This is a genomic window from Cytobacillus oceanisediminis, assembly GCF_004366035.1.
Lineage (GTDB): Bacteria > Bacillota > Bacilli > Bacillales > Cytobacillaceae > Cytobacillus > Cytobacillus oceanisediminis_C.
The window spans coordinates 124,362-144,592 of sequence record NZ_SOEE01000004.1 but is presented as its reverse complement, the minus strand read 5'-3'; the positions used below and the strand labels follow the sequence as shown (position 1 = coordinate 144,592).

Sequence of the window (20,231 nt, the reverse complement as noted above, 5' to 3'; positions counted from 1 at the left end):
TCCAGTACAATCAGGGGAAAAGAAACCCCGATTTGTTGTTTAGCTAAACTTATTCTTAAGAGCCTTTTCTACAGTGTCAGGAACGAGTTCTGATATGTCCCCGTTATATTTTGCCACTTCTTTCACAATGCTTGAACTTAAGAACGAATACTGATTATTAGTCATGATAAAAAAGGTTTCCACTTCATCATTCAAGACTCTGTTCATGGATGTTATCTGCATTTCATATTCAAAATCAGAAACAGCCCGCAAGCCCCGAATGACAGCATTCGCATTTACTGATTTTGCATAATCCATCAGAAGCCCCTGAAACGAATCTACTTTAACATTTTTAAGATCCTTTGTGACTTCTTCTATCAGTTGAATTCTTTCTTCAACAGTAAAAAGAGGTTTTTTTGAAGAGTTATTCAATACAACTACATAAACCTGTTCAAATACCTTTGCCGCCCTCTTAATAATATCCAGATGGCCATAAGTTATTGGATCGAAGCTGCCTGGACAAACCGCAATGCCTCCCATTGATATCCCCCTGTCATGTTCTTAATATGTATCGTTTTCGATAAGCATTCTAAGTATGTATTATTCAGCCCAGCTGTAGATTGAGATAGAAATTATCCCGTAATTTTCATGTTTCCGCTGAACCAGTCTTCCGACTGAATCAGGGAGCTCTACATCAGACCCATGTTCGCAGAGAATCGTTCCCTGACCCGAAAGCAAATCATTCTCATCAATTAACTTCAGAAGCTTAAGAAGCTGCTGCTTGCGGTATGGCGGATCGAGAAATATATAATCGAAAACCAGATCTCTTTTTACTATTGCCTTAAGGGCACGATCCGCATCATTTCGATATACTTCCACCTTTTCCTCAAAACCGCATGTCCGAATATTTTCATGAATGGTTTGGATGGCCTTTCCGTCTCTATCCACAAAAATTACCTTGTCTGCTCCTCTGCTGAGGGCTTCAATGCCAAGACCGCCGCTGCCCGCAAATAGATCAAGCCCAAGGCCCCCGTCGAAATACGGCCCAATTATATTAAAAATAGCTTCTTTTACTTTATCAGTAGTCGGACGGGTTGAACTGCCCGGAACAGCTTTCAATATCTTCCCTTTTCTTGTTCCTGATACCACTCGCATACTATCACCGCTAACTTGCAAAATGTCAATTTTCCTGTCTGCTGGGATGGAAAACTGCTTTTTTCTATCCTATCCTACCATATCTTACAATTGGTAGCCACCCGGCAATTTGTAAGCGGAATCATCAGCTGAAAAAATATATAGCATGAAGTGTATATCCGTGAGGATTGTGGAAATAATGTAATTAACAGCATCTTTTCGAGGATGTTGTTGCCAACCGCGGAGAAGACTTACGTTTCCCCATAAGTTCTTCCTCCGGTTTCTCCTCTCCCTTTGCCTTCTATCCTGAAAAGGATATAGAAGGACCCTGCAGTTATCTGCAGGGCTTTTTATTTTGGATTCATTTAGTCTGGGACATCAGATGAACCTCGCCTTCTCTTTCTTCAGCAGTCACTCCGAACAGTGATTTAAACCAATGGATTTCCATAAATACGGTTCCGTTTTGATTGGTTAATGGATTTTCAAGCAGCCCGTAGTCTTCTTCATTATAAATGAAAACATTTTTATTTAAGTAAAACCGATAACTGTTATTCCCGTTTGACAAAATTATCGTTTCCTCACCGGCTAGAATCTTAACTTCATATCCTAATGACTTCATCGTCTCTGCAAATGGAAGAAGTCTCTTCCCATCCCTATAGATTAAATCAATGTTTGCTTTCTCAGCACCCGATACCAATAGTTTTTTTTCTTTCTCGAAATACATTGGAACAAACGGAGCATCGCTTTTTGTATTCATTGTGAAAAACTGTGTGTTAAGACCTTTCACATCACTTAAGAGCTTGTCCAGCTTTTCTGGGGTCAGAGAATTCACCTTGTTTACTATCATAAAGAAGGCTTTCAGCTCATCTTCGGTTAACTCGCCCTGCAGCTCCTGCAGTAATATGCTTCCCTTTTTTGAACTGGGTTTCATATCTAATAAGCCGGATGTTAAAACATCGATTATCCACATTTGAGAGCTGTCTGCAAACTTTCTTTGAAACAGCATAGTAATAAGATCTTTTTCCAGCATTCTGGCCTCCGTGTGAGGAGATGCAATAAGGATATTTTCATTCTTATATTCAGGATATTGATCAGTAAAGATAATCGTCAAGAATGGAAAATTCCCAATGTCATTTAGTTTTTTGAAATTTGAGCTGGCTTTCTGTATGTCTTCTGAATATACTTCTGCATTGTTAATAGCTTTCTTTAACAGTGGTTTTTGCTGCCAGTAAAGTGGTGGAACATTCCCTTTGCCCTCGAAATAATAATAATCGATAAGTTCTAATTTCTTTCGGGCTTTTAGACGGATTCCCGCTGCCCACGAACCCTCTCTTTTGAAAGAACCCGAAATAGTTATAGACAAGCTTTCAGCATTTTTGCCGGGAATTTTCACAAACCAATCAGTTAACAAAAATGCTTTATTTCCTTCATTTATTGGTATAGCATACTCAAATATCATCTGATCATCAGAAGAAAAAAAGGTATAAGGATTTTCATCTGCTGAATCACAGGCTTCTCCTGCTCCATTCCTGCATTTCCATTTGAACAGAGTGTCGGGAATAACAAGTCTATATTCTTCCTGTGCCATAAGTCCCTGTACCTTTTGAGTGATTTTAAGTTCATTTAGACGTGTGTCAACTGTGATATCCTGTGTAATAGCCCCGGAACTCTCCAAGGCAATCGCATGCTCAGAATAAGCCTGCCACTGCCACAACAGCATGCCTGAAATGATTCCAGACAAAATTATAAAAATAAATAAAGATGCCTTCCACATTGCTATGCCCTCTTAGTCAATTTTCTTTTAACCTAACAATACCAAAGGGAAGGTCATCCGTCACAATTTTTTTGTATAATTTGTATGAAAGTTCATATTTTATGCCCGGAAAGTTTTTCATGAACAGAGGTGATAAAAAGGACCATAAAAACTTCTCCGCCAGATACGTCAATTCATTTTATGCAAAATCAAAGTCCACACCATGATCTAAAATACTGCTCACATGCCCAATGCTCATGCAGGTAATTGCCCAATCATCAAACGATACACCTTGTGACGACGTAAATTCTTCAAGTTCACCAAGTGTCAGAGAAAAGACATCCATATTATAAGCTGCTGTCAGCATCCCCTTTGCACTGAGTGCTGCAATGATGGAGACCACAACAAAACCATTCATATGATGAATATGCCTTTTTTCAATTGCAGAAATATCCCACTTTACCAAATATGATGCCCACAGAAGAAATGTCATCGAAAGAAAAAGGTAAAGCATACATCCACTCTCCCCTCTGCTTATTAGGTGCTACTTCTATTTTTATGCTGAAAATGATAAAGTATGGATGGACAAAAGGCATTTTATTTTTAAGAAGTGAATGCAATGAGTTTTTAAGGGGGCTTCTAATTTGATACAGCGTTTTATAGAAATTGGTGAAGGATACTCTGATATTTATGAATTAATTGAAATTGCCCGGGCAAATAAGCATCGATTGTCACACATGGCTGCTTTCCATACGAGCATTGATAATAAAGAAGTGACATCCCTGGCAGTGATACTGAAGCCGACGGACCCTGGAGGATTTCAGCCTTTATATATTTGCCGGGAAGGGATACCTAATCCAAAGACATCACCAAATAAACGGTATGATTTATTTGCGGATGCTGCAAAAGCACTTAATAAGGAAATTATTCAGCTGGCAGTAAAGCCTTCTGCTATTTTTAATGAAAAGGAATTATATTTTCAGTATTTGATTGGGATTTTAAGGCTTAATCACTATATTGCACCGCTGCAATAAAAGATTTCACAAAAAGGCATGAGCTTTTGCTCACGCCTTTTTAAATTCCCATCTTATAATCATATTCTTTAGCCTTGTCCGGTTTGGAATTTTCAAATTCGGTTTTTAGGAACGGCTTATAGGATGGCTCCACTTTTTTAACAAAAGAATATGAATTTATCTTCTCCATAATTGTTTCCGCATCAGCAAGATCAGAATATAGCACAACATATTTCAGCCGCTTCGAAACAAAATGCACATTTCCAAATCTTCTTAACATTTTCGCCTGCTTTAATGAATAAAGCCAGACAATTATTCCTTGCCTTTGACCAAGCATATAGTTTTCCCCTTCAGCGATCGTTTGTTTTATTTAGTCTAGCATAGAAAAATGTCAATTTTCAATGGGAAGGTTCAAACTGTGTACTAATCCAAAACAAAAAACCAGCATTTGCTGGTTTTTTTAAGCCGAGCAGCCACAGCTGCCTCCAGAACCGCAGCCACCTCCGCAGCTTGATTCAAAGAAGGGATTGCCTGCTGGAACTTTAATATGTTCAGAAACAGAACGCCCTATCAGCATGCTTATCTCATCCAGCAGATTTTGCAGGCCCGTTTCGGCTCTTCTGAATTCTGCCACATGGGCATCCATATCCATGTCGCGCTTTAGCTCCCTAATAGACATCATAACCCTTTTGTATTCGGGATGATACTTGCCAAATCGCTGAACTTCTTCATACAGTTCTTTCATTTTGACAAAATCCTGTATCTTCCTTTGTGTTTCACGGCTGTTCTTTAATTTATATAAACTTTTGCGGTAATGTTCCGCTTCTTCAGATTCTGTAATCATAGCTGCAAGTTCGTCAGCTTTGTCCAAAATAGCCATTCTTTCTAATGTAGCAAGCAAAACAGCTCACCTCCGTTTCTTATTTTATCATGAAACGGTTTAAAGCTAAAGCAAGTAAACTAGGGGATCACCACAATAAACTCTCTTTTTGAGGATGCTTCAGCACTGTTGCCTTTTATGAGCTCCAATCCAATTCGATGTTTGCCTGATGGAAGTCCTTTGACTATAAAAGCAGCTGAATGGATTTCATCCTTTTTCTTTCCGTTTACATACAGCAGAATTTTTCCCTTTTCTTTACTGCTTTGTTTCCTAAAGGAAACATCCTGCACAATGCATTCAACGAAAATGTCTCTTCCTTTCACCTGGTGTCTGACAAAAAAAGGATCTTTGGCTGCGCTTTCCACACCTGAAGGAGCCATAAGCGATGCTGCTTCAACTTCTTTTACCGAACTGGCTTCCATTTTTGTTTCTGGTTCTGGTATATCTTTCTGGCATGCCGCAAGTACAAAAGTAATCAGCAATAAAAAAATGCATTTTTGCCTTTTCATTATTTTACACTCCTTAATGATGTCATCCGTAACCATCTGATAAAGATAGTGTTTGCCCAGCAGCTTATTTTTACTCTGTAATTCTTAAAGTGACAGCGCCATGCCCATCACTGACCACATGACAGGCCCTTGGAGCAAGACAGAACAAATAAAAAGCTCTCTCGGGTACGAGAAAGCTTCCTAACTGGATTGAGAATTCATAGCCTGAAACATACTCATCATCATGGAAGCCATTTGCACTCCATTAGTAAACTTTTCAACTTGGTGGGGAATCGTTTTTTTGTAATAATGCAGTGCGGCCACTTCAAGAGATTGAATTTCATTTGGATTTCTGCTCAGTGTTCTATACCAATGAGGCTGCTCACGGATAAATTGCTTTAGTTCCTTTTTTTGTTCTAGATACTCGACAATATCTTTTCTCATCTGTTTAACCCCTTAATCCTTTTTAAATGTAAAAGGGCTGCTTGGTTTAGATACACTTGATTTTGAGCCTCCTGATGGTTTCTGGCCGCCTCCCTGGAATTGGGAAATAACCCCCTGCACTGCTGAAAGCGCCTGGCTGAGATTACTGATGTACCCCTGCATTTGATTCGCATCCATTTGCTTAAGAGTACCCATGATACTGCCCACCCAGTCACTTTTTTTCTCTTCTGGCTTTTGTGCTTCTTCTTTGTTTTCTTTAAAGGAATCCCACCTTGAATCTTCTTCCCCAAGCAAATACCAATCCTCATATAATTCCTGCCAAGTTGTATTTCCAGCCCTGACTTCCTTGATGATTTGCGGATTCTGTTTTACAAACTCTTTAAACTTTTCGACTGAGGGATGAAGTTTCGTTTTAGTCATGCCCTATCACCTCGTTCTGATGCAAATGCCTATAATACCATATGAATAGGAATGGAAAAGGTGAATGAAATGCCTGCTCTATTCAGTCATTAAAATAAATTCAAAAATTCTGCCATTAATGTTAATATATGAATGCAGAAAGTTATCGAAAGGTGAATTAGAATGAACAGAGAACTTATGGAATTATTTGATCAGTGCACCAAGAATGCAACTGAGGAAGAATTAAGCGCCTTAGAGTCCCTGCTTTTAGGTTTTCATAAAAGACAGACAGGTCAAAACAGCTCCTATATCGGCGGACTTCTTCATATGGAACGGCAAATAACTGAAGATGAATGCATTCTGACTGTCCCTTTAAGTCAGATAGTAAATAATCCGCTCGGCATTCTCCATGGAGGAATAACCGCAACCATTATTGACTCTGCCATGGGAACACTTGCAGCATCACTTCTTCCAGAAGGCTTTGGGGCTGTTACTACACAGCTAAACATTCATTACCTTGCAGTTGGTAAAGGGGAATACGTGACATGCAGAGCGACGATTGACCATAAGGGAACAAAAAGCATGGTATTATCTGCAGATGTACTCCGTTCAGATGGAAGAAAAATTGCACAGGCAACAGGCAGTTTTTTTATCATCGAAAAGAAGAACGTAAATAATTAAAAGCAGGTGGGAAGATGGTCACCGCTATCGTTATACCAATTATTTGCCTTTATTTTTTTTGGCTGACAAAAAAGGAAATGCGTGAGGGTTATGAGAAGTGGGCAAGCTTAAAAACTGTCCCTGAAGAGGCCATAATGTCCGGCGAAGTCGTCCAGATCAGCGAGAGCAGGCAGCGCTATAATTACAGCCGCTTTGTTCATGTTTTTGAGCTGACCATCCAAACAAAGAGCAACAAGCATTCCAATATAAAAAAAATCACCCCTTTAATGGAAAATACCAGAATTCCTTCTGTAAAAATCGGCGATTCTGTTCATCTATATGGAAATTGGAAGGATGACTTTTTTCACGTTGGCCGTATTCAAATTGCAAAAACTGAAATAGAGCCTAATACTGATAAAATCCCCTTTAAGTAGCAGTGTAAAAAGACCCTCATAAAAAATGGTGATACACTTAACTTGGAGGGGATTTTTCATGGGGAAGACAGGAAGAACTCATCAAAAGAACTAAGTGGTATTTACCCTATCGCTTGGTAGTTGAGGTTGCGCAAGTCTCAAAATCAGGTTACTATAAGTGGCTTAAAATGACCTTTCTTAGAGAGGACAGGCAGATCAAAGAATGACTAATAAAATCACATATTATGGCGATTCATCATACATACCTTTTTATGTTACCCTCGCATAAAAATAGCCCTTAAAGACGAAGGATTTGATATAAATCATAAGAAAGGTATATCAATTAATGACTGATATGAATATTCGAGCTGAAAATTAGGAAGAAGCGAAACTTCTTTTTCGGAAGGAAGCCTTCCGTTATTTATTCAAACTTATTAAACCGTAACTTTAAGGCTCTGGAACCATATGAGAAATACGTGACAGAAGGTATATTCAAGTTGGAGATTCTTTATATTAACTTTCCGTTATACACGATTTTTACTGCAATGAGGTTTTAGCCTGGAATAATTCAAAGAGTAATGACTTAGAATTGGTCCTTAATACAATCGGTCTATTAACACAAAAATGAAACGAGTATGGTGTGATCCTGCATTCAGATCAAGGCTTCAATTACACGTCTAATCAATACCACAAAAAGTTAAAAAAAATAGGCATTCAAGGCAGCCATTCTCGCAAAGGAAACTGCCTCGATAATACCTGTATTGAGTCTTTCTTCTCTCATCTAAAGACAGAGAAGTATATCGATCACAGTTTAAAACAGAAGAAAGAATTAATTCAAATACTTGAAGAATACATGTACCTCTATAACTATAAAAGATTCCAGAAAAAACTAGACCAGTGTGCTCCGGTTGAATACCGGCTCACACTGGCTGCTTAGTCTTTTTTAAGGCTGTCTACTTGACAGGGGTAAGACCATACATAGGCTTTTTTTCAATTTCAGGTTTCTCCATCAGCTTTTTTTATGAAATTTTGCGTATAATGCTTTTTATAAACTCCAACTCCAAGATGTGTAAACTCTTCGTTCAGCAGACTATCCCGGTGGCCTTTGCTGTTAAGCCATCCTTCAACGACAGCGGGGGCATCCGTATAATTTGCTGCTATATTTTCCCCTGCAGCCTCATATGAGATTCCCCCAGCTTCAAGGCGATCCGACAAATCGCCATAAGTTTTAGAAGTATGAGAAAAGTCATTGTTTACATACATATCTTTACTATGGGCAAAAGCTGCAGCTGCAGTCATATCATCCCATTTCAACGGCTGTAAATGATGTCTGACCCTTATTACATTTGTAAGGTCAAAAATTTGCTTTTCTTTCGCTCTCTCTACATCTTCCTCAAAGGCAGGAGAAGCCAGGGGGGGCTCCAATAATTCACCACGGTAAACCATTTCATACGGGCGAAGCTTAATTAAGGTGGCTGCATCCATTACTCTCACACTGGAGAGTGTCCCTGTAAATCTATCTATATTCAGCTGTGCATAATACTCTCCAACCATCACCAGCGGCCTTGAATTGAGGTCATCTTCGGACAATTCGAAACGATATGAGCTATCTTTTACTTTAAGGTTAAAATCTGTTTCAAAAAAAACGGATGCATATAATTCACCAATGGGCTGCCCTATTTTGAAAGGATACATGTCTGCATCTTCACCTGTCGCAAACAAACTAACCACTTTATTTTTGCTTATCCCAGCCTGAATGTACTCAGTACTGCTTTTATTATATATCCACCAATCGTAGCCATAAAAAGAAGGATCTATTCTGGACGGTGCTCCTAAACTTTTCTCAAGCTCCGAAGCGGATTTACCTATAAAAGATACCAAACCTTTTTCAGGGAACCCTGTATTGGAAGATAAATTATCGTCATTGTTTTTTATTTCCTTAATTGCACCAGGCTGTGTATTTTCCGGATTGACAAGTATTTCACCTTTCTCATCTCGCCCAATATCTATGTAAAAGCCCACTGCCAGAAAAATAGAAATTAAAACTAAAATTCGAAAAAGTGCCCTCAGAGAACCGTCCCTCCCTTCTCTCATTCATTGTATTTAATGTATGTAAAAAGTATAACATGCAATGTGTTCTGCATAATGGAATCTGGACTAAATTCTCGCAATATATACTATTAATCATACCATTAGGCGTATTGTTTATCTATTTTTTTCACTGAATTCCCCATATAAATAATCTATATATACAAATAGCGGGTCTCCTTTAAATTGCTGGTTTGGTCTAGAAATAATGTCCGTGAACTTCAGATAATAAAAAAGAACACCCTAACGGTGTCCTCTTAATGCTGTGCTTCAGTTTCGTGTTTTGAAATATCAGTAAGCGCTTCTCCAGCCTGGTCATCTGTTAAATGACGGACGGCAAAGTCCCCGAGAGATACTATTCCAACAAGCTTGTCACCTTCCACAACAGGAAGCCTGCGAATTTGATGTTCAGCCATCAAGCGTGCAGCTTCCCGAGCCTCTGTATCCCTGGTAACGGTTACTAAATGGCTGCTCATAATATCTTCTACTTTGGATGAAGCAGGGTGTTTTTCTGCCACACAGCGAAGAACGATATCCCGGTCTGTAATCATTCCTACTAACTTTTCACTATCCACAATCGGGACAGCCCCTACGTTTAATTCTTTCATCTTAACTGCCACTTCATACACATTGTCCAGAAGAGAACAGCTTTCAACTTGGTCGGTCATAATATCACGAATCATTTCCATTTTTCATCCTCCTTGATTTTTCTCAACAATGAATATGGTCCAATAGTGACCGTGCAAGCCTCCTTGAATATAGCCAACACCAATATGTGTTGCCTTTTTGTTTAGAATATTATCCCGGTGGACTGAGGAATTCATCCAGGCAGCAAACATTTCATCAGCTGTTTTATAGCCCGCTCCAATATTCTCCTTTACGGTCAGAAAAGAAATCCGCTGATTCCTTAACATTTCAATAGGATTTCCATATGTGGGAGAATTATGTGAAACATATTCTAATTTCATCATGTCCAAAGACTTTTTCTTGGCTGCACCATTCAGATGCAAATCTACAGATAATGGTTGAAGCTTTAGTTCTTTTCGTTTTTGGTTAGCAAGCTCCATAAGGTCATTTTCATTCACATCCATTTTGGGAATAGCAAATTCTCTTCCATGACCAGGAATGGTAATAATTTCACCAGGGAAAATTAAATCAGGGTTTTCTATCTGGGGGTTGCTATTAATAATTTCTTGTAAATCCTGCTGGAATCTTAGCGCTATTTCCCAAAGTGTATCCTTTTGCTCAACCCTGTAATCTGTTGCAGCGCCTACAGGATCTGCTGTTAAAAAAATAAGAAAAAAGAAGATAATAATGGTTTTGAATTTCTGCAATTGACGCTTCCCCTTTCACAGTTTGGCAGCACCAGTTTCTATTTGCTAATGATAAGGCAGCCAGTCCTTCAATTATGACATTTCAACTAACGTTCTTTCAGAGGTCGATGTTTTCTTGCATGAATCCGTTGCAAGTTACGCTTTTTTCTACTATTATTAAATTTGAGATAAACTTGTTAAAATTATGCATGGATCGTTCATCTGAACCATGGATTGTTTTCAGGAGGGACAATTATGAAATTTGAAAACACAGGTCTGGAAAATAAAAAAGCAGACTTAACCCGCTTAGATGAAGTAATGCTTTCACACGGACTGGTCCGTGAAGGGCAATGGGATTATGAAAGAGTTACATATGACCGTAAGTTCGAATTAAAAGAGGGTGTATTTTACCTTCGTGTGTTTGGATATGCTGTTGAAGGAGATGTAGGGGCACATAGAGCAAATATTCAGCTTATGACTCCCCTGCTTGGCAAACATTATTATCCGCATGGGGTAGAATACGGTGAAGGAGAAAGTTTCCCTAAATCATTAGTAAGTCAATGCGAAAAAATTCTAAGTGAGATCAATGCAGAGATTGACCAATTCGCTGAGTAATTTTTGCTTTTTCATTATGATTAATGAATGTATTTTTTACATGGAAAAGACGCATGAACATCATGCGTCTTTTTACATTAGCTGTATGACCTTCAAAAATCATAAGTTCCGGAGACTGTTTCCTGCAGGAATAATTTTTTGAATTGAGAGGTCAACTCTTTTAACTTCCAGTCCGGTTAAATGAACAATTTCATCTTTGATTTCTTTCTGAATCTGGAGAGTTTCCTCCAAAATATTTTTTCCCTTAATAAAGTTAAGCTTAATCTTCAAATATACTTCAGTATTTTTAAAAGAGATGGAGATCGGGTCTTTTATTTTCTTAAAGAATGTGAATCTTTCATGATTAAGAGGAAAGACGCTTTCTCTTTCCTGCAGGCTGGATTCTACGATGGCGGAGATTATATCGCTGGCTGCCTGAATCGTCTCGAAGTCAAGATGATCATTATGCATCTTTCTTTCACTTCTTTCTGTACGATTTTTTATAAATCGGGCAATAATCTCTCAGTTTTAAACCAATTATTTTCAGTTTTTATAATATTTAATGCATACTATAATCAAAGTGTTACGATCTTTTGATGGTTAACTAAATTGGGGAAGGGGACTTATTTTGTCTGCGATATTTACAAAACGTTTTTTATTAATATTGATTGCTGTAATTCTTATAACTGTCCTTTTTTATTTCATTTTGCCTGTTTCTGTTCCGCTGATTGTTGCATTTATTACAGCATTAATCCTGGAGCCAGTTGTGAAACTGCTGCAAAATAAAATTAAAATAAACCGAAGAGTATCTGTGCTGATTACTTTTCTTGGATTTGTCCTCTTCATTGGCTTATCTGGCTATTTTATTACGACAAAAGTGATAACTGAAGCCATTAAACTTGTTGAAAATGCTCCTATGTACATTAATGAAATCACAAAAGCATGGCTCAGGGCGGAAGCGGACTTTTCCAATGCCGCCAAAGACCTTCCTAGAGACCTTGTTGATGAAATAAGCAACCAGATTCAATCCTTCTTGAATAAAACGAAGAATGACCTTGTCGCTTACGTAAATATTGATAGCTTAAAAGCACTTCTGACAAACATCCCGAATTATCTTGTCAGTTTCATCGTATATTTGATTGCATTATTTTTGTTTTTAATAGATCTTCCGCGATTAAGGAAAGGCTTATATAATCACCTTACAGAAAAAACAGCAGATAAAGTCAAGTTTATGACTTCACGGCTATCTTATGTCGGATTTGGCTTTTTCAAGGCTCAATTCCTTGTAAGTGTAATTATCTTTATCGTTTCCCTGATTGGATTATTATTCATCAATCCAGAAATGGCATTGATCATGTCTATAATCATTTGGATTATTGATTTTATCCCTATTATTGGCTCGATTGTCATTCTTGGCCCATGGGCATTGTTCCACCTGCTGACAGGAGATTTAGCTATGGGAACGCAATTGGCGATTCTTGCAGCCGTCCTGTTAATTATCCGCAGGACAGTAGAGCCAAAGGTAATGGGCACCCATATAGGGCTATCCCCGCTTGCTACGCTAATAGCCATGTATCTAGGCCTGAAACTCATTGGAATACTGGGCTTCATTATTGGTCCATTACTGGTCATTGCCTTTAATTCTGCAAAAGAAGCAGGGCTTATTAAGATGAAATTCAAAATATAAACTGTGTTAAAAAGTAGCTCTCTATTCTCTTAGATTGTTATTTGCGCTATGCATTTAGTCCGTTGATTTCCGCTGCAGGCACTTGCTTTCCGCGGGGAGGAACAGAGCTCCTCGGCTCGTCTGCGGGGTCTCCCTCTCCAATCAACTCAGCAAAATAAACTATGTTAATTGCGAAAACAACCCAATCGAGTAGAGGAAAAATAAATTAAATTTTTTTTGCCCCTCTCACAACACCGTACGTACGGTTCACGGTATAGGGCACTTCAATTTACATTACAGTGTGTGTACTTTTAGATAGTGTTCTAAAGCAGAGGGGAGTACCCTCTGCTTTAGTCTGTTGTTTGAGATGGCTCTTTGGACAACTTTCGATAGTCCAATGTACCGGCAACCCTTTCGACAGAAGGCTAATCCTTTCGCTTCTTCTTCGGATATCCCTAGTTGAATTAACGATTTGATTTGTTTTCTTGGAACCTTCCATTGCTTCCAGATGATTACTCTTATTCTTGAACGCAACATCCCATCTATCTTGGCCATTACTTTTCTCATGTTTGCGATTCTAAATGAATTTACCCAACCGAAAATGACTTGTTTTAAGCTTAAGAATTCTGAAATCTAAAGAGACGATTCCATTTCGTTTTGTAAGTTGTCGTAGCTTTCTTTGAAATTTCTGTACTGATTTTTTGTGAGGTTTCACTTGGTATCTCTCAGTTTTGAAATCATAGTAGTATCCAAATCCTAAAAATTTTAACTCTTTTGGACAAGAGACTTTACTCTTTTCTGCATTGATTACCAACCCTAATTTTCCTTCTATAAATCTCACGATTGTCTTCATCACTCTGTCGCTGCTTTCTCGCTCTTCACAAAGATGAGACCGTCATCAGCTTATCTCACGAATCGCAGCACTTTTCTTTCTAGTTCCTTATCTAGTTCATTCAACATAATATTGCTCAGTAGTGGACTGAGGTTTCCCCCTTGCGGAGTCCCTACGGGAGTCTCTTCATATCGTGATGTTGAAACACTATAATTTGTTCAGCCCTCCATGAATTAATTTCACTACTATGGCATCTGCTGACTTCTTGCGACTAACTTTTTTCGACTGTACTTGCGTAAATCCGGAAGACCTCCCAGGGTAAGACATCTATCTTTCCTGATTTACTCTATAAAGTTACGCACATCTTTTGGACTTTGACTTGTCTTGGAGCCTTATCCCTTTAAAAAGCTTTAGTATCAGATTTCTGTACGTCGAGCCAAGGTTTCATTCCGCGCTTCCTCCAGCCCTTATCTCACGATAAGTACCTTGCGCTTCCTTAGTGGTTGGCTGATGCGTACCCCCACAGTGGACTTTCACCACCTAGATAGTTGCCATGCCTGGCATACAAGTAAAAAAGCGTCCGCCAGGACGCTTCTTCTTTCCTACATACATCTCAACTGTGTTTTCTTAAAAAAAATCATAGAAAAAGGATTGTTGAACAGGAATTTTTCTTTCTAGTATCTCAGCATCATTCCTTGGTCCTTTAATTTCGCCTAATTCATATAGCTCCATTGGCCTCTTATAGCCAATTATAATCGCTGAAAGGGCATTGATAGACATATGCAATCCTCGTGCTGGAGGGTTTATGCATTGGCTTCCTTCTTTCTCTTTAAACACCCTGACACCATCGTCTTTAATCAAGTAGCTTCCATTATTCCATGGTGCATGGTGATCCTCAATATGCAAAAAGACATTTTCACTATTTTCATTGAATGAATATTGGCTGAGACACTTATCAGCATTGACGATTCTCCCCATAAAGTAAGGGAAAACCTCCATTTTTAAATTTGGCTGATTCAGGTAATAAGGAAATGGATCGTGTACTGAAGTAATGATCTTTACTTCCTCAACCATCGAATCATGCTGACAGATAAAATTCCATAAATTCACTCTGGCTTCCTGATTTAAAGCCGCAAATTCTTCGATATCCATTTTATTGTCTTTTACTTTGAATAAAATATAGCCCTGTCCTTCACCTGCTTCGTCAAAGTACACCGCAATCTGGCTGTCAGAATAAACAAAGTTCTCCCACCAATATGCGTCTCTGACAAGCCCGCCTGAATACCTCAGCATATATTTTTTATAAATCTTTTCTATGGTTTTTGTGTGCTGATTCTTAGTATATCGTTTAATAGTCCCTGAAGATTTTCCGGCCATTTGTAAATCTATTTTGTTAATAAGTGTTTTCTTATATTCGGTGAATATTTCCCATCCGTATTTCCGATAGAAAGAAATATTAAAAGGATGCAAAAATGAAAATAGCTGATCCTTTTTGTCCATCTCGGTTAAAGCGTGCTTTATCAGGCTGCTTACATACCCTTTTCTCCTGAATTCAGGATATGTTGCCACACCTGCAACACCTCCCATGTTCCATTCAAGTCCATTAATATGAACTTTAAGGGGGATGATGTGGAGCTTCGCAGCCAGGCTTTCCTCTTCCCAGATACCAAAAATGGAATGTTTTTTTAATCGGTCCTTCCTGGCTGGAATGTCAGCTTCAGGCACATTGTACTGAAAAGCATACATGGAAAGCTTCATGGCCTCTATATATTCATTCTCTGATAATTTCCTTACAGACACAAAATTCACTCCCAATTAAATATCCTTATAAATATTCGCCATAAACTTATTAAGTCCTTTTAAAACAGGAAGTGGATATAATTTTAAGCATAAAAAAAATACCGCTAAAAAAGATAGCGGCATTTTTAACCTGTTACGTACCCAAAATCGCCTTAATGACAGAGGTTGTTTCTCCGCCGTGATAGAAAACATACAGCAGCAAATAGACTGCAACACCTGTTATGCCAGTAAAGAACCAGACCACACTAGTAACCGGGCCTAATTTTCTATGTGATGCTAATTTATTTTTATAGCCTGTATATAATGAGATAATTCCTAATACTGCTCCTACAGTTGCAAGCGTAATATGGAAAATTAAGAAAATTGTATAATAAATTTTTATATCATCAGGTCCCCCAAAAGCAGTATTTCCTATAAATACTGTTCTGCTGGCATATATGATAAAGAAAATAACAGCAAACACAGCAGCCAAGGTCATTGTTTTTTTATGAGCTTCAAGCTTCTTTTGGCTAATTTGGACCCACCCAATCGCAACCGTTAATGCACTGAGTACAATAAAGGTAGTGCTGATGGTAGGCAGTATAGGTAATGAGTATTCCATAAATTCTTCCTCTCTCCAATATCGGTTTGAAATTCAGCAGTATGTTATTTTTATTACAAAGTTAATTTTAGTAGAGTGCACTGTTTTTTTCAACAAACTGTAAGGGCTTTTAATAAAAGTTCCTTAAATGTTCAATATTTAGCAATTAGAAAGTGATAGATTTCATTGCTAAGTTGAGAAAAAGGCAAAATTAGTTTTAAAAAAACTCCAGCCGCTGACTGGAGTTTCCTTTTATTTTACTAAATGCGGATTTAGCATTGTTTCTTCCTCTGAAGGCGTAATTTCCTGTTCTTTTTTGTACCATGCATAGAAAATTTGCGCGAGGATGATGCCATAGACAATTTCCTGGATAATCTTCATAATTACCCCGCCAAGCTGCTGGTCGTGTATAAGTGACATTGAATTAAACATTTCGGGTCCGCTGAGGTTCAGGCTTGCCAGTGTTGAAGAAGGGACACATAACTGAAGGGCCTGCGCCCAGGCATTCGGATCAGAATATGTGTTGTACATTGGAGTATCTGCAAATATAATCAATGCACACGCAGGTGTCAATAAAACACCATTGGCAAAAACATATCCTACCTTTTTCAGACCGTCAAGTGACTCCATTTCAGGGAGCTCATTAATCGTCGGCCACCACATAAAGATTGCAAGCAGGAACAAAGCAGATGTATACACAGTATGGAGCATCATATCCGTTTTGACTACATCAAAAACATCCGGAATGTGATAAATGGAAAATACTCCATTAAACAGGATTATTGCTATTAATGGCTTTGTAAAAAGACGGAATACCGGTTTAACAGTTTTGTGATTAATCACTGCTCTCCATAACCATTGAGGGACCCCCATGACTACAAGAGGAGGAACAACTAAATACAGGATAGCCATCTGAATCATATGGGCATAGAACATTAAATGGCCCATCAAATCCACAGGGGAGCCCTTAATTACATATAACACGATCATCGCGACAGTAAAATATACACCCTGCCTTCTAGTTAAAGGCTCGCTATTTTTGAACTTTCCGCGGTACTTTATTGTAATCATATAGTAGCCTGCAAGAATCAATAGTACAAATAAAAAGAAATACGGACTCCAAAGTGCACGAAAACCGAATATTTCTAAAGACATGCTTTCACCTCATTCAATATTGCTCAACTGCCATAAACGCATCCTGCCATGAATATTCTGCTTTCCATATTGACAAGTATCATTATACTCTTTTCATCCTGCAATCTCAATAAATCAGTAAATGCTTATTAATTTGCTAAAGCTGCGTTACATAAAAAGAAAATCGGCCATCAGCCGATTTTCTCTTATACTTACCACCAAATAACAGTCAAGAAAGCAATGATTGTTATAAATCCGACTAACGCTCCGGAATATAAGAACAATGCAGGTGCTTCATGACCTTTGTGACTCATATGCATGAAATAATATAATTGAAAGATTACTTGCACGATAGCAAGAATCAGGATGAATGGAACAATAAACCATCCAGAGAAACCTTCATAACCTGCTGCAACGAACGCAACAATTGTCAGGAAGATCATAAGTGCAAACGTGATAACTTGATGTTTCATCTCTTCTGCACTTTTTTTGCGTCTATATTCAATGTCTACTCTTGGGTTACCTGAGTTTGGTTGTTGATTGGCCATCAGTTTATCCCACCATTCCCATTAAATATACTACAGTGAAGATGAATACCCAAACAACGTCGATGAAGTGCCAGTACAGGCTGGCAACATAGAACTTAGGAGCATTGTAAAGGTTCAATCCTCTTTTGCTGTTTCGGATCATTAAAGTAGTGATCCACAATAAACCAAATGCAACGTGCCCTCCATGGAAGCCGACTAATGTATAGAAAGCTGAACCAAAGGCGCTGCTTGTGAAGCTATGATGGAATTCATGCACATAGTGATTGAACTCGTAAATTTCCAAACCTAGGAATCCAAGCCCAAGCAAAACAGTAATTCCAAGCCATAGCTGCATCTTTTTAAAGTTAAAGTTTTTCATGTGGTACATAGCGTACACGCTTGTTAAAGAACTTGTTAATAATAGCATCGTCATAATAAATGCCAATGGAATTTCAAACAAGTCCTTTGCTAAAGCCATATCACTGCTAGGTACTTTATCTTTTAAAGCAAGATATGTTGCGAAGAGGGATGCGAATAGAACCGTCTCTCCCCCAAGGAAAAACCAGAAACCTAAGAACTTGTTCTTGGCTTCGAGGGTTTGTTTTTCAGGCGACGCCGGCCATGTTTCGTAAGTCATTTTTTGTTCAGCAGCCATTATGCCTTAACCCCCTTATCATTATTATCTTCCAAATCTTCTTTATGAATGTGGTATCCGTGGTCATCCTTAACAGAGCGAACAAACATTGAACCTAAAGTAATAAGCATACCAAAGATTAGTACTGGAATACCCCAGCTATGCTCCGCTCGGTACATTGCACCAAATGCAGCAACAAATAGACCTAAAGAAATTACAAATGGAATGAAAGAGTTGTTTGGCATATGGATATCACCAAGCGGCTCAGCAGGTGACATGCCTTTTTTTCCTTCCATTTTTTCAAGCCAGTATGCATCAAGACCGCGAACAAGCGGAAGCTGCTTGAAATTGTAAAATGGAGGTGGTGATGGAATGGCCCATTCTAAAGTACGGCCATCTCCCCAAGGGTCATTGCCAACTTTTTCATTTTTAACACTTGTTATAACAATATTAATTAACATAATGATTACTGCAGCTGCCATGAAGAAGGCACCGACAGTACTAACCATATTTGCCGTTTCAAGTCCCTGTCCAGGAAGGAAAGTGAAGATACGGCGAGGCATTCCCCAAAGGCCGAGGAAATGCTGGATAAAGAATGTTAAGTGGAATCCAATAAAGAATAATACGAAAGTAATTTTTCCAAGGAACTCGTTTAGCATTGTTCCGAACATCTTTGGCCAGTATAGATGTGCGCCAGCAAATAATGCAAACACAACACCGCCGACAATAACATAATGGAAGTGAGCAACTACAAAGTAGCTGTCATGGTACTGATAATCCTGTGCAGCAGATGCAAGCATTACACCAGTTACACCGCCGGCTACGAATGAAGGAATAAAGGCAACAGCCCAAAGCATCGGAGTTGTGAACGTTATGCTTCCGCCCCACATTGTAAATAGCCAGTTAAAGATCTTAATACCAGTCGGTACTGCAATCGCCATAGTGGCAACAGCGAAAATTGCGTTAGCGATCGGCCCCATACCAGTTGTAAACATATGGTGAGCCCATACCATGAATCCTAAGAATCCAATAAGGACCGTTGCGAATACCATGGAAGAGTATCCGAAAAGACGCTTTCTTGAGAAAATCGCAAATATCTCTGAGAAAATACCGAAAGCCGGCAATACCAGGATATAAACTTCAGGGTGACCAAAAATCCAGAAGAAGTGCTCCCAGATAATTGTATTACCGCCCATTGCCGGATCAAAGAAGTTAGATCCAAACATACGGTCGAAAATTAACAGGAATAATCCTACTGTTAAAGCAGGGAATGCAAACAAAATCAATGCAGATGTAACAAAAGTAGCCCAAGTGAACATTGGCATACGCATGTATGTCATACCAGGAGCACGCATGTTAATGATGGTAACAAGGAAGTTAATACCCCCGATTAACGTTCCAGCACCTGATATTTGCAGCCCAAGTGCATAGAAGTCGATCCCATGCCCTTCAGAAGCAATTGATAAAGAAGCATAAGAAGTCCAGCCGGCATCAGGAGCTCCGCCCAAGAACCATGATAGGTTCAAGAAAACTCCGCCAAAGAAAAACAGCCAGAATCCTAAAGAATTCAAGAATGGGAACGCAACGTCACGCGCACCGATCTGCAGTGGCATAACTGCATTCATAAAAGCAAAAATTAGTGGCATAGCCGCCAAGAAGATCATCGTTGTACCGTGCATTGTTAATATCTCATTATACAATCCGGCACTTACAAAGTCATTATTTGGTACTGCAAGCTGAATACGGATGAACATGGCTTCCAATCCGCCAAGCAAGAAGAAAAATCCGCCAGCTATAAGATAAAGGATTGCGATTTTTTTATGGTCAACAGTTGTTAAGTAATCCCATAAAACCGCTCCGAAACCTTTTTTTTGTGCTAAGGTACTCACAATTTTACCTC

At 38.7% G+C, this 20,231-nt stretch carries 26 protein-coding genes; 6 read left to right on the top strand and 20 right to left on the bottom strand.

What is annotated here, in order from left to right; genetic code table 11:
• Positions 1 to 39: 39 nt before the first annotated feature.
• The 4 genes from coaD to DFO72_RS11540 all read right to left on the bottom strand — a co-directional run bounded on the left by coaD (position 40) and on the right by DFO72_RS11540 (position 3,380).
• Positions 40 to 519, bottom strand: a complete 480-nt coding sequence (gene coaD, locus DFO72_RS11555; protein WP_113881839.1) for a pantetheine-phosphate adenylyltransferase — start codon at positions 517 to 519, stop codon at positions 40 to 42.
• A gap of 60 nt (positions 520 to 579) precedes the next feature.
• Entirely contained in the window at positions 580 to 1,134 is a 555-nt protein-coding gene (gene rsmD / locus DFO72_RS11550) for a 16S rRNA (guanine(966)-N(2))-methyltransferase RsmD (protein WP_113881838.1), read from the bottom strand.
• 340 nt (positions 1,135 to 1,474) lie between these two features.
• A complete protein-coding gene (locus DFO72_RS11545; protein WP_113881837.1) occupies positions 1,475 to 2,887 on the bottom strand; it encodes a stalk domain-containing protein in 1,413 nt (470 codons plus the stop codon).
• Between the two features lie 178 nt (positions 2,888 to 3,065).
• On the bottom strand, positions 3,066 to 3,380 hold the full coding sequence (locus tag DFO72_RS11540; RefSeq protein ID WP_243856135.1) for a hypothetical protein: 315 nt from the start codon (positions 3,378 to 3,380) through the stop codon (positions 3,066 to 3,068).
• A gap of 130 nt (positions 3,381 to 3,510) precedes the next feature.
• On the opposite strand from DFO72_RS11540, the gene DFO72_RS11535 reads away from it, so the two are divergent.
• Positions 3,511 to 3,900 carry a DUF7147 family protein gene (locus DFO72_RS11535; RefSeq protein WP_113881836.1) on the top strand — a complete coding sequence of 130 codons (390 nt, stop codon included), beginning with the start codon at positions 3,511 to 3,513 and terminating at the stop codon, positions 3,898 to 3,900.
• Positions 3,901 to 3,940: 40 nt separating this feature from the next.
• Here the strand turns inward: DFO72_RS11535 and DFO72_RS11530 are convergent, their stop codons facing one another.
• From DFO72_RS11530 to DFO72_RS11510, 5 genes are all read right to left on the bottom strand, one after another.
• Entirely contained in the window at positions 3,941 to 4,216 is a 276-nt protein-coding gene (locus DFO72_RS11530; protein WP_113881835.1) for a YlbG family protein, read from the bottom strand.
• A 123-nt stretch (positions 4,217 to 4,339) separates the two neighbouring features.
• The gene (locus tag DFO72_RS11525; protein ID WP_113881834.1) at positions 4,340 to 4,780 is read right to left on the bottom strand and encodes a YlbF family regulator; all 441 of its coding nucleotides are present in this window, start codon (positions 4,778 to 4,780) and stop codon (positions 4,340 to 4,342) included.
• A gap of 59 nt (positions 4,781 to 4,839) precedes the next feature.
• Complete coding sequence (locus DFO72_RS11520; RefSeq protein WP_113881833.1) at positions 4,840 to 5,268, bottom strand: hypothetical protein; 429 nt, start codon at positions 5,266 to 5,268, stop codon at positions 4,840 to 4,842.
• Between the two features lie 180 nt (positions 5,269 to 5,448).
• The gene (locus tag DFO72_RS11515) at positions 5,449 to 5,691 is read right to left on the bottom strand and encodes a YlbE-like family protein (protein WP_009330929.1); all 243 of its coding nucleotides are present in this window, start codon (positions 5,689 to 5,691) and stop codon (positions 5,449 to 5,451) included.
• 12 nt (positions 5,692 to 5,703) lie between these two features.
• Positions 5,704 to 6,111, bottom strand: a complete 408-nt coding sequence (locus DFO72_RS11510) for a YlbD family protein (protein WP_113881832.1) — start codon at positions 6,109 to 6,111, stop codon at positions 5,704 to 5,706.
• A 162-nt stretch (positions 6,112 to 6,273) separates the two neighbouring features.
• Between DFO72_RS11510 and DFO72_RS11505 the strand changes: the two genes are divergently transcribed.
• The 3 genes from DFO72_RS11505 (at position 6,274) to DFO72_RS30680 (ending at position 8,100) form a co-directional block, all read left to right on the top strand.
• Positions 6,274 to 6,771, top strand: coding sequence for a PaaI family thioesterase (locus DFO72_RS11505; RefSeq protein WP_113881831.1), 498 nt, complete (start codon positions 6,274 to 6,276; stop codon positions 6,769 to 6,771).
• Between the two features lie 14 nt (positions 6,772 to 6,785).
• The gene (locus DFO72_RS11500; RefSeq protein WP_113881830.1) at positions 6,786 to 7,184 is read left to right on the top strand and encodes a hypothetical protein; all 399 of its coding nucleotides are present in this window, start codon (positions 6,786 to 6,788) and stop codon (positions 7,182 to 7,184) included.
• 619 nt (positions 7,185 to 7,803) lie between these two features.
• Complete coding sequence (locus DFO72_RS30680; protein WP_113881829.1) at positions 7,804 to 8,100, top strand: IS3 family transposase; 297 nt, start codon at positions 7,804 to 7,806, stop codon at positions 8,098 to 8,100.
• Between the two features lie 59 nt (positions 8,101 to 8,159).
• Here DFO72_RS30680 and DFO72_RS11490 read toward each other — a convergent pair whose 3' ends face one another.
• From DFO72_RS11490 to DFO72_RS11480, 3 genes are all read right to left on the bottom strand, one after another.
• On the bottom strand, positions 8,160 to 9,257 hold the full coding sequence (locus tag DFO72_RS11490) for a CAP domain-containing protein (RefSeq protein ID WP_113881828.1): 1,098 nt from the start codon (positions 9,255 to 9,257) through the stop codon (positions 8,160 to 8,162).
• A 251-nt stretch (positions 9,258 to 9,508) separates the two neighbouring features.
• A complete protein-coding gene (locus DFO72_RS11485) occupies positions 9,509 to 9,940 on the bottom strand; it encodes a CBS domain-containing protein (RefSeq protein ID WP_113881827.1) in 432 nt (143 codons plus the stop codon).
• Positions 9,941 to 9,943: 3 nt separating this feature from the next.
• Positions 9,944 to 10,585 (bottom strand): CAP domain-containing protein, encoded by a 642-nt coding sequence (locus tag DFO72_RS11480; protein WP_113881826.1) that lies wholly within the window; start codon positions 10,583 to 10,585, stop codon positions 9,944 to 9,946.
• A gap of 234 nt (positions 10,586 to 10,819) precedes the next feature.
• Between DFO72_RS11480 and DFO72_RS11475 the strand changes: the two genes are divergently transcribed.
• Positions 10,820 to 11,179, top strand: a complete 360-nt coding sequence (locus DFO72_RS11475; RefSeq protein WP_113881825.1) for a YugN family protein — start codon at positions 10,820 to 10,822, stop codon at positions 11,177 to 11,179.
• 99 nt (positions 11,180 to 11,278) lie between these two features.
• On the opposite strand, the gene DFO72_RS11470 is transcribed toward DFO72_RS11475, so the two are convergent.
• Positions 11,279 to 11,629, bottom strand: a complete 351-nt coding sequence (locus tag DFO72_RS11470; protein WP_113881824.1) for an Asp23/Gls24 family envelope stress response protein — start codon at positions 11,627 to 11,629, stop codon at positions 11,279 to 11,281.
• Between the two features lie 157 nt (positions 11,630 to 11,786).
• On the opposite strand from DFO72_RS11470, the gene ytvI reads away from it, so the two are divergent.
• A complete protein-coding gene (gene ytvI, locus DFO72_RS11465; RefSeq protein WP_113881823.1) occupies positions 11,787 to 12,845 on the top strand; it encodes a sporulation integral membrane protein YtvI in 1,059 nt (352 codons plus the stop codon).
• Between the two features lie 273 nt (positions 12,846 to 13,118).
• Here the strand turns inward: ytvI and DFO72_RS29930 are convergent, their stop codons facing one another.
• From DFO72_RS29930 to ctaD, 7 genes are all read right to left on the bottom strand, one after another.
• Complete coding sequence (locus DFO72_RS29930) at positions 13,119 to 13,427, bottom strand: group II intron maturase-specific domain-containing protein (protein ID WP_258549810.1); 309 nt, start codon at positions 13,425 to 13,427, stop codon at positions 13,119 to 13,121.
• An 856-nt stretch (positions 13,428 to 14,283) separates the two neighbouring features.
• Complete coding sequence (locus DFO72_RS11455; protein WP_113881822.1) at positions 14,284 to 15,456, bottom strand: GNAT family N-acetyltransferase; 1,173 nt, start codon at positions 15,454 to 15,456, stop codon at positions 14,284 to 14,286.
• Positions 15,457 to 15,589: 133 nt separating this feature from the next.
• Entirely contained in the window at positions 15,590 to 16,057 is a 468-nt protein-coding gene (locus DFO72_RS11450; protein ID WP_113881821.1) for a DUF420 domain-containing protein, read from the bottom strand.
• A gap of 231 nt (positions 16,058 to 16,288) precedes the next feature.
• Positions 16,289 to 17,191 carry a cytochrome c oxidase assembly factor CtaG gene (ctaG, locus tag DFO72_RS11445; RefSeq protein ID WP_113881820.1) on the bottom strand — a complete coding sequence of 301 codons (903 nt, stop codon included), beginning with the start codon at positions 17,189 to 17,191 and terminating at the stop codon, positions 16,289 to 16,291.
• Positions 17,192 to 17,382: 191 nt separating this feature from the next.
• Complete coding sequence (gene ctaF, locus DFO72_RS11440; RefSeq protein ID WP_009330942.1) at positions 17,383 to 17,718, bottom strand: cytochrome c oxidase subunit IVB; 336 nt, start codon at positions 17,716 to 17,718, stop codon at positions 17,383 to 17,385.
• 4 nt (positions 17,719 to 17,722) lie between these two features.
• Positions 17,723 to 18,352, bottom strand: coding sequence for a cytochrome (ubi)quinol oxidase subunit III (locus tag DFO72_RS11435; RefSeq protein ID WP_113881819.1), 630 nt, complete (start codon positions 18,350 to 18,352; stop codon positions 17,723 to 17,725).
• Complete coding sequence (gene ctaD, locus DFO72_RS11430; RefSeq protein WP_113881818.1) at positions 18,352 to 20,220, bottom strand: cytochrome c oxidase subunit I; 1,869 nt, start codon at positions 20,218 to 20,220, stop codon at positions 18,352 to 18,354. Before ctaD ends, DFO72_RS11435 begins: the two co-directional genes overlap by 1 nt.
• Between the last annotated feature and the right edge of the window lie 11 nt (positions 20,221 to 20,231).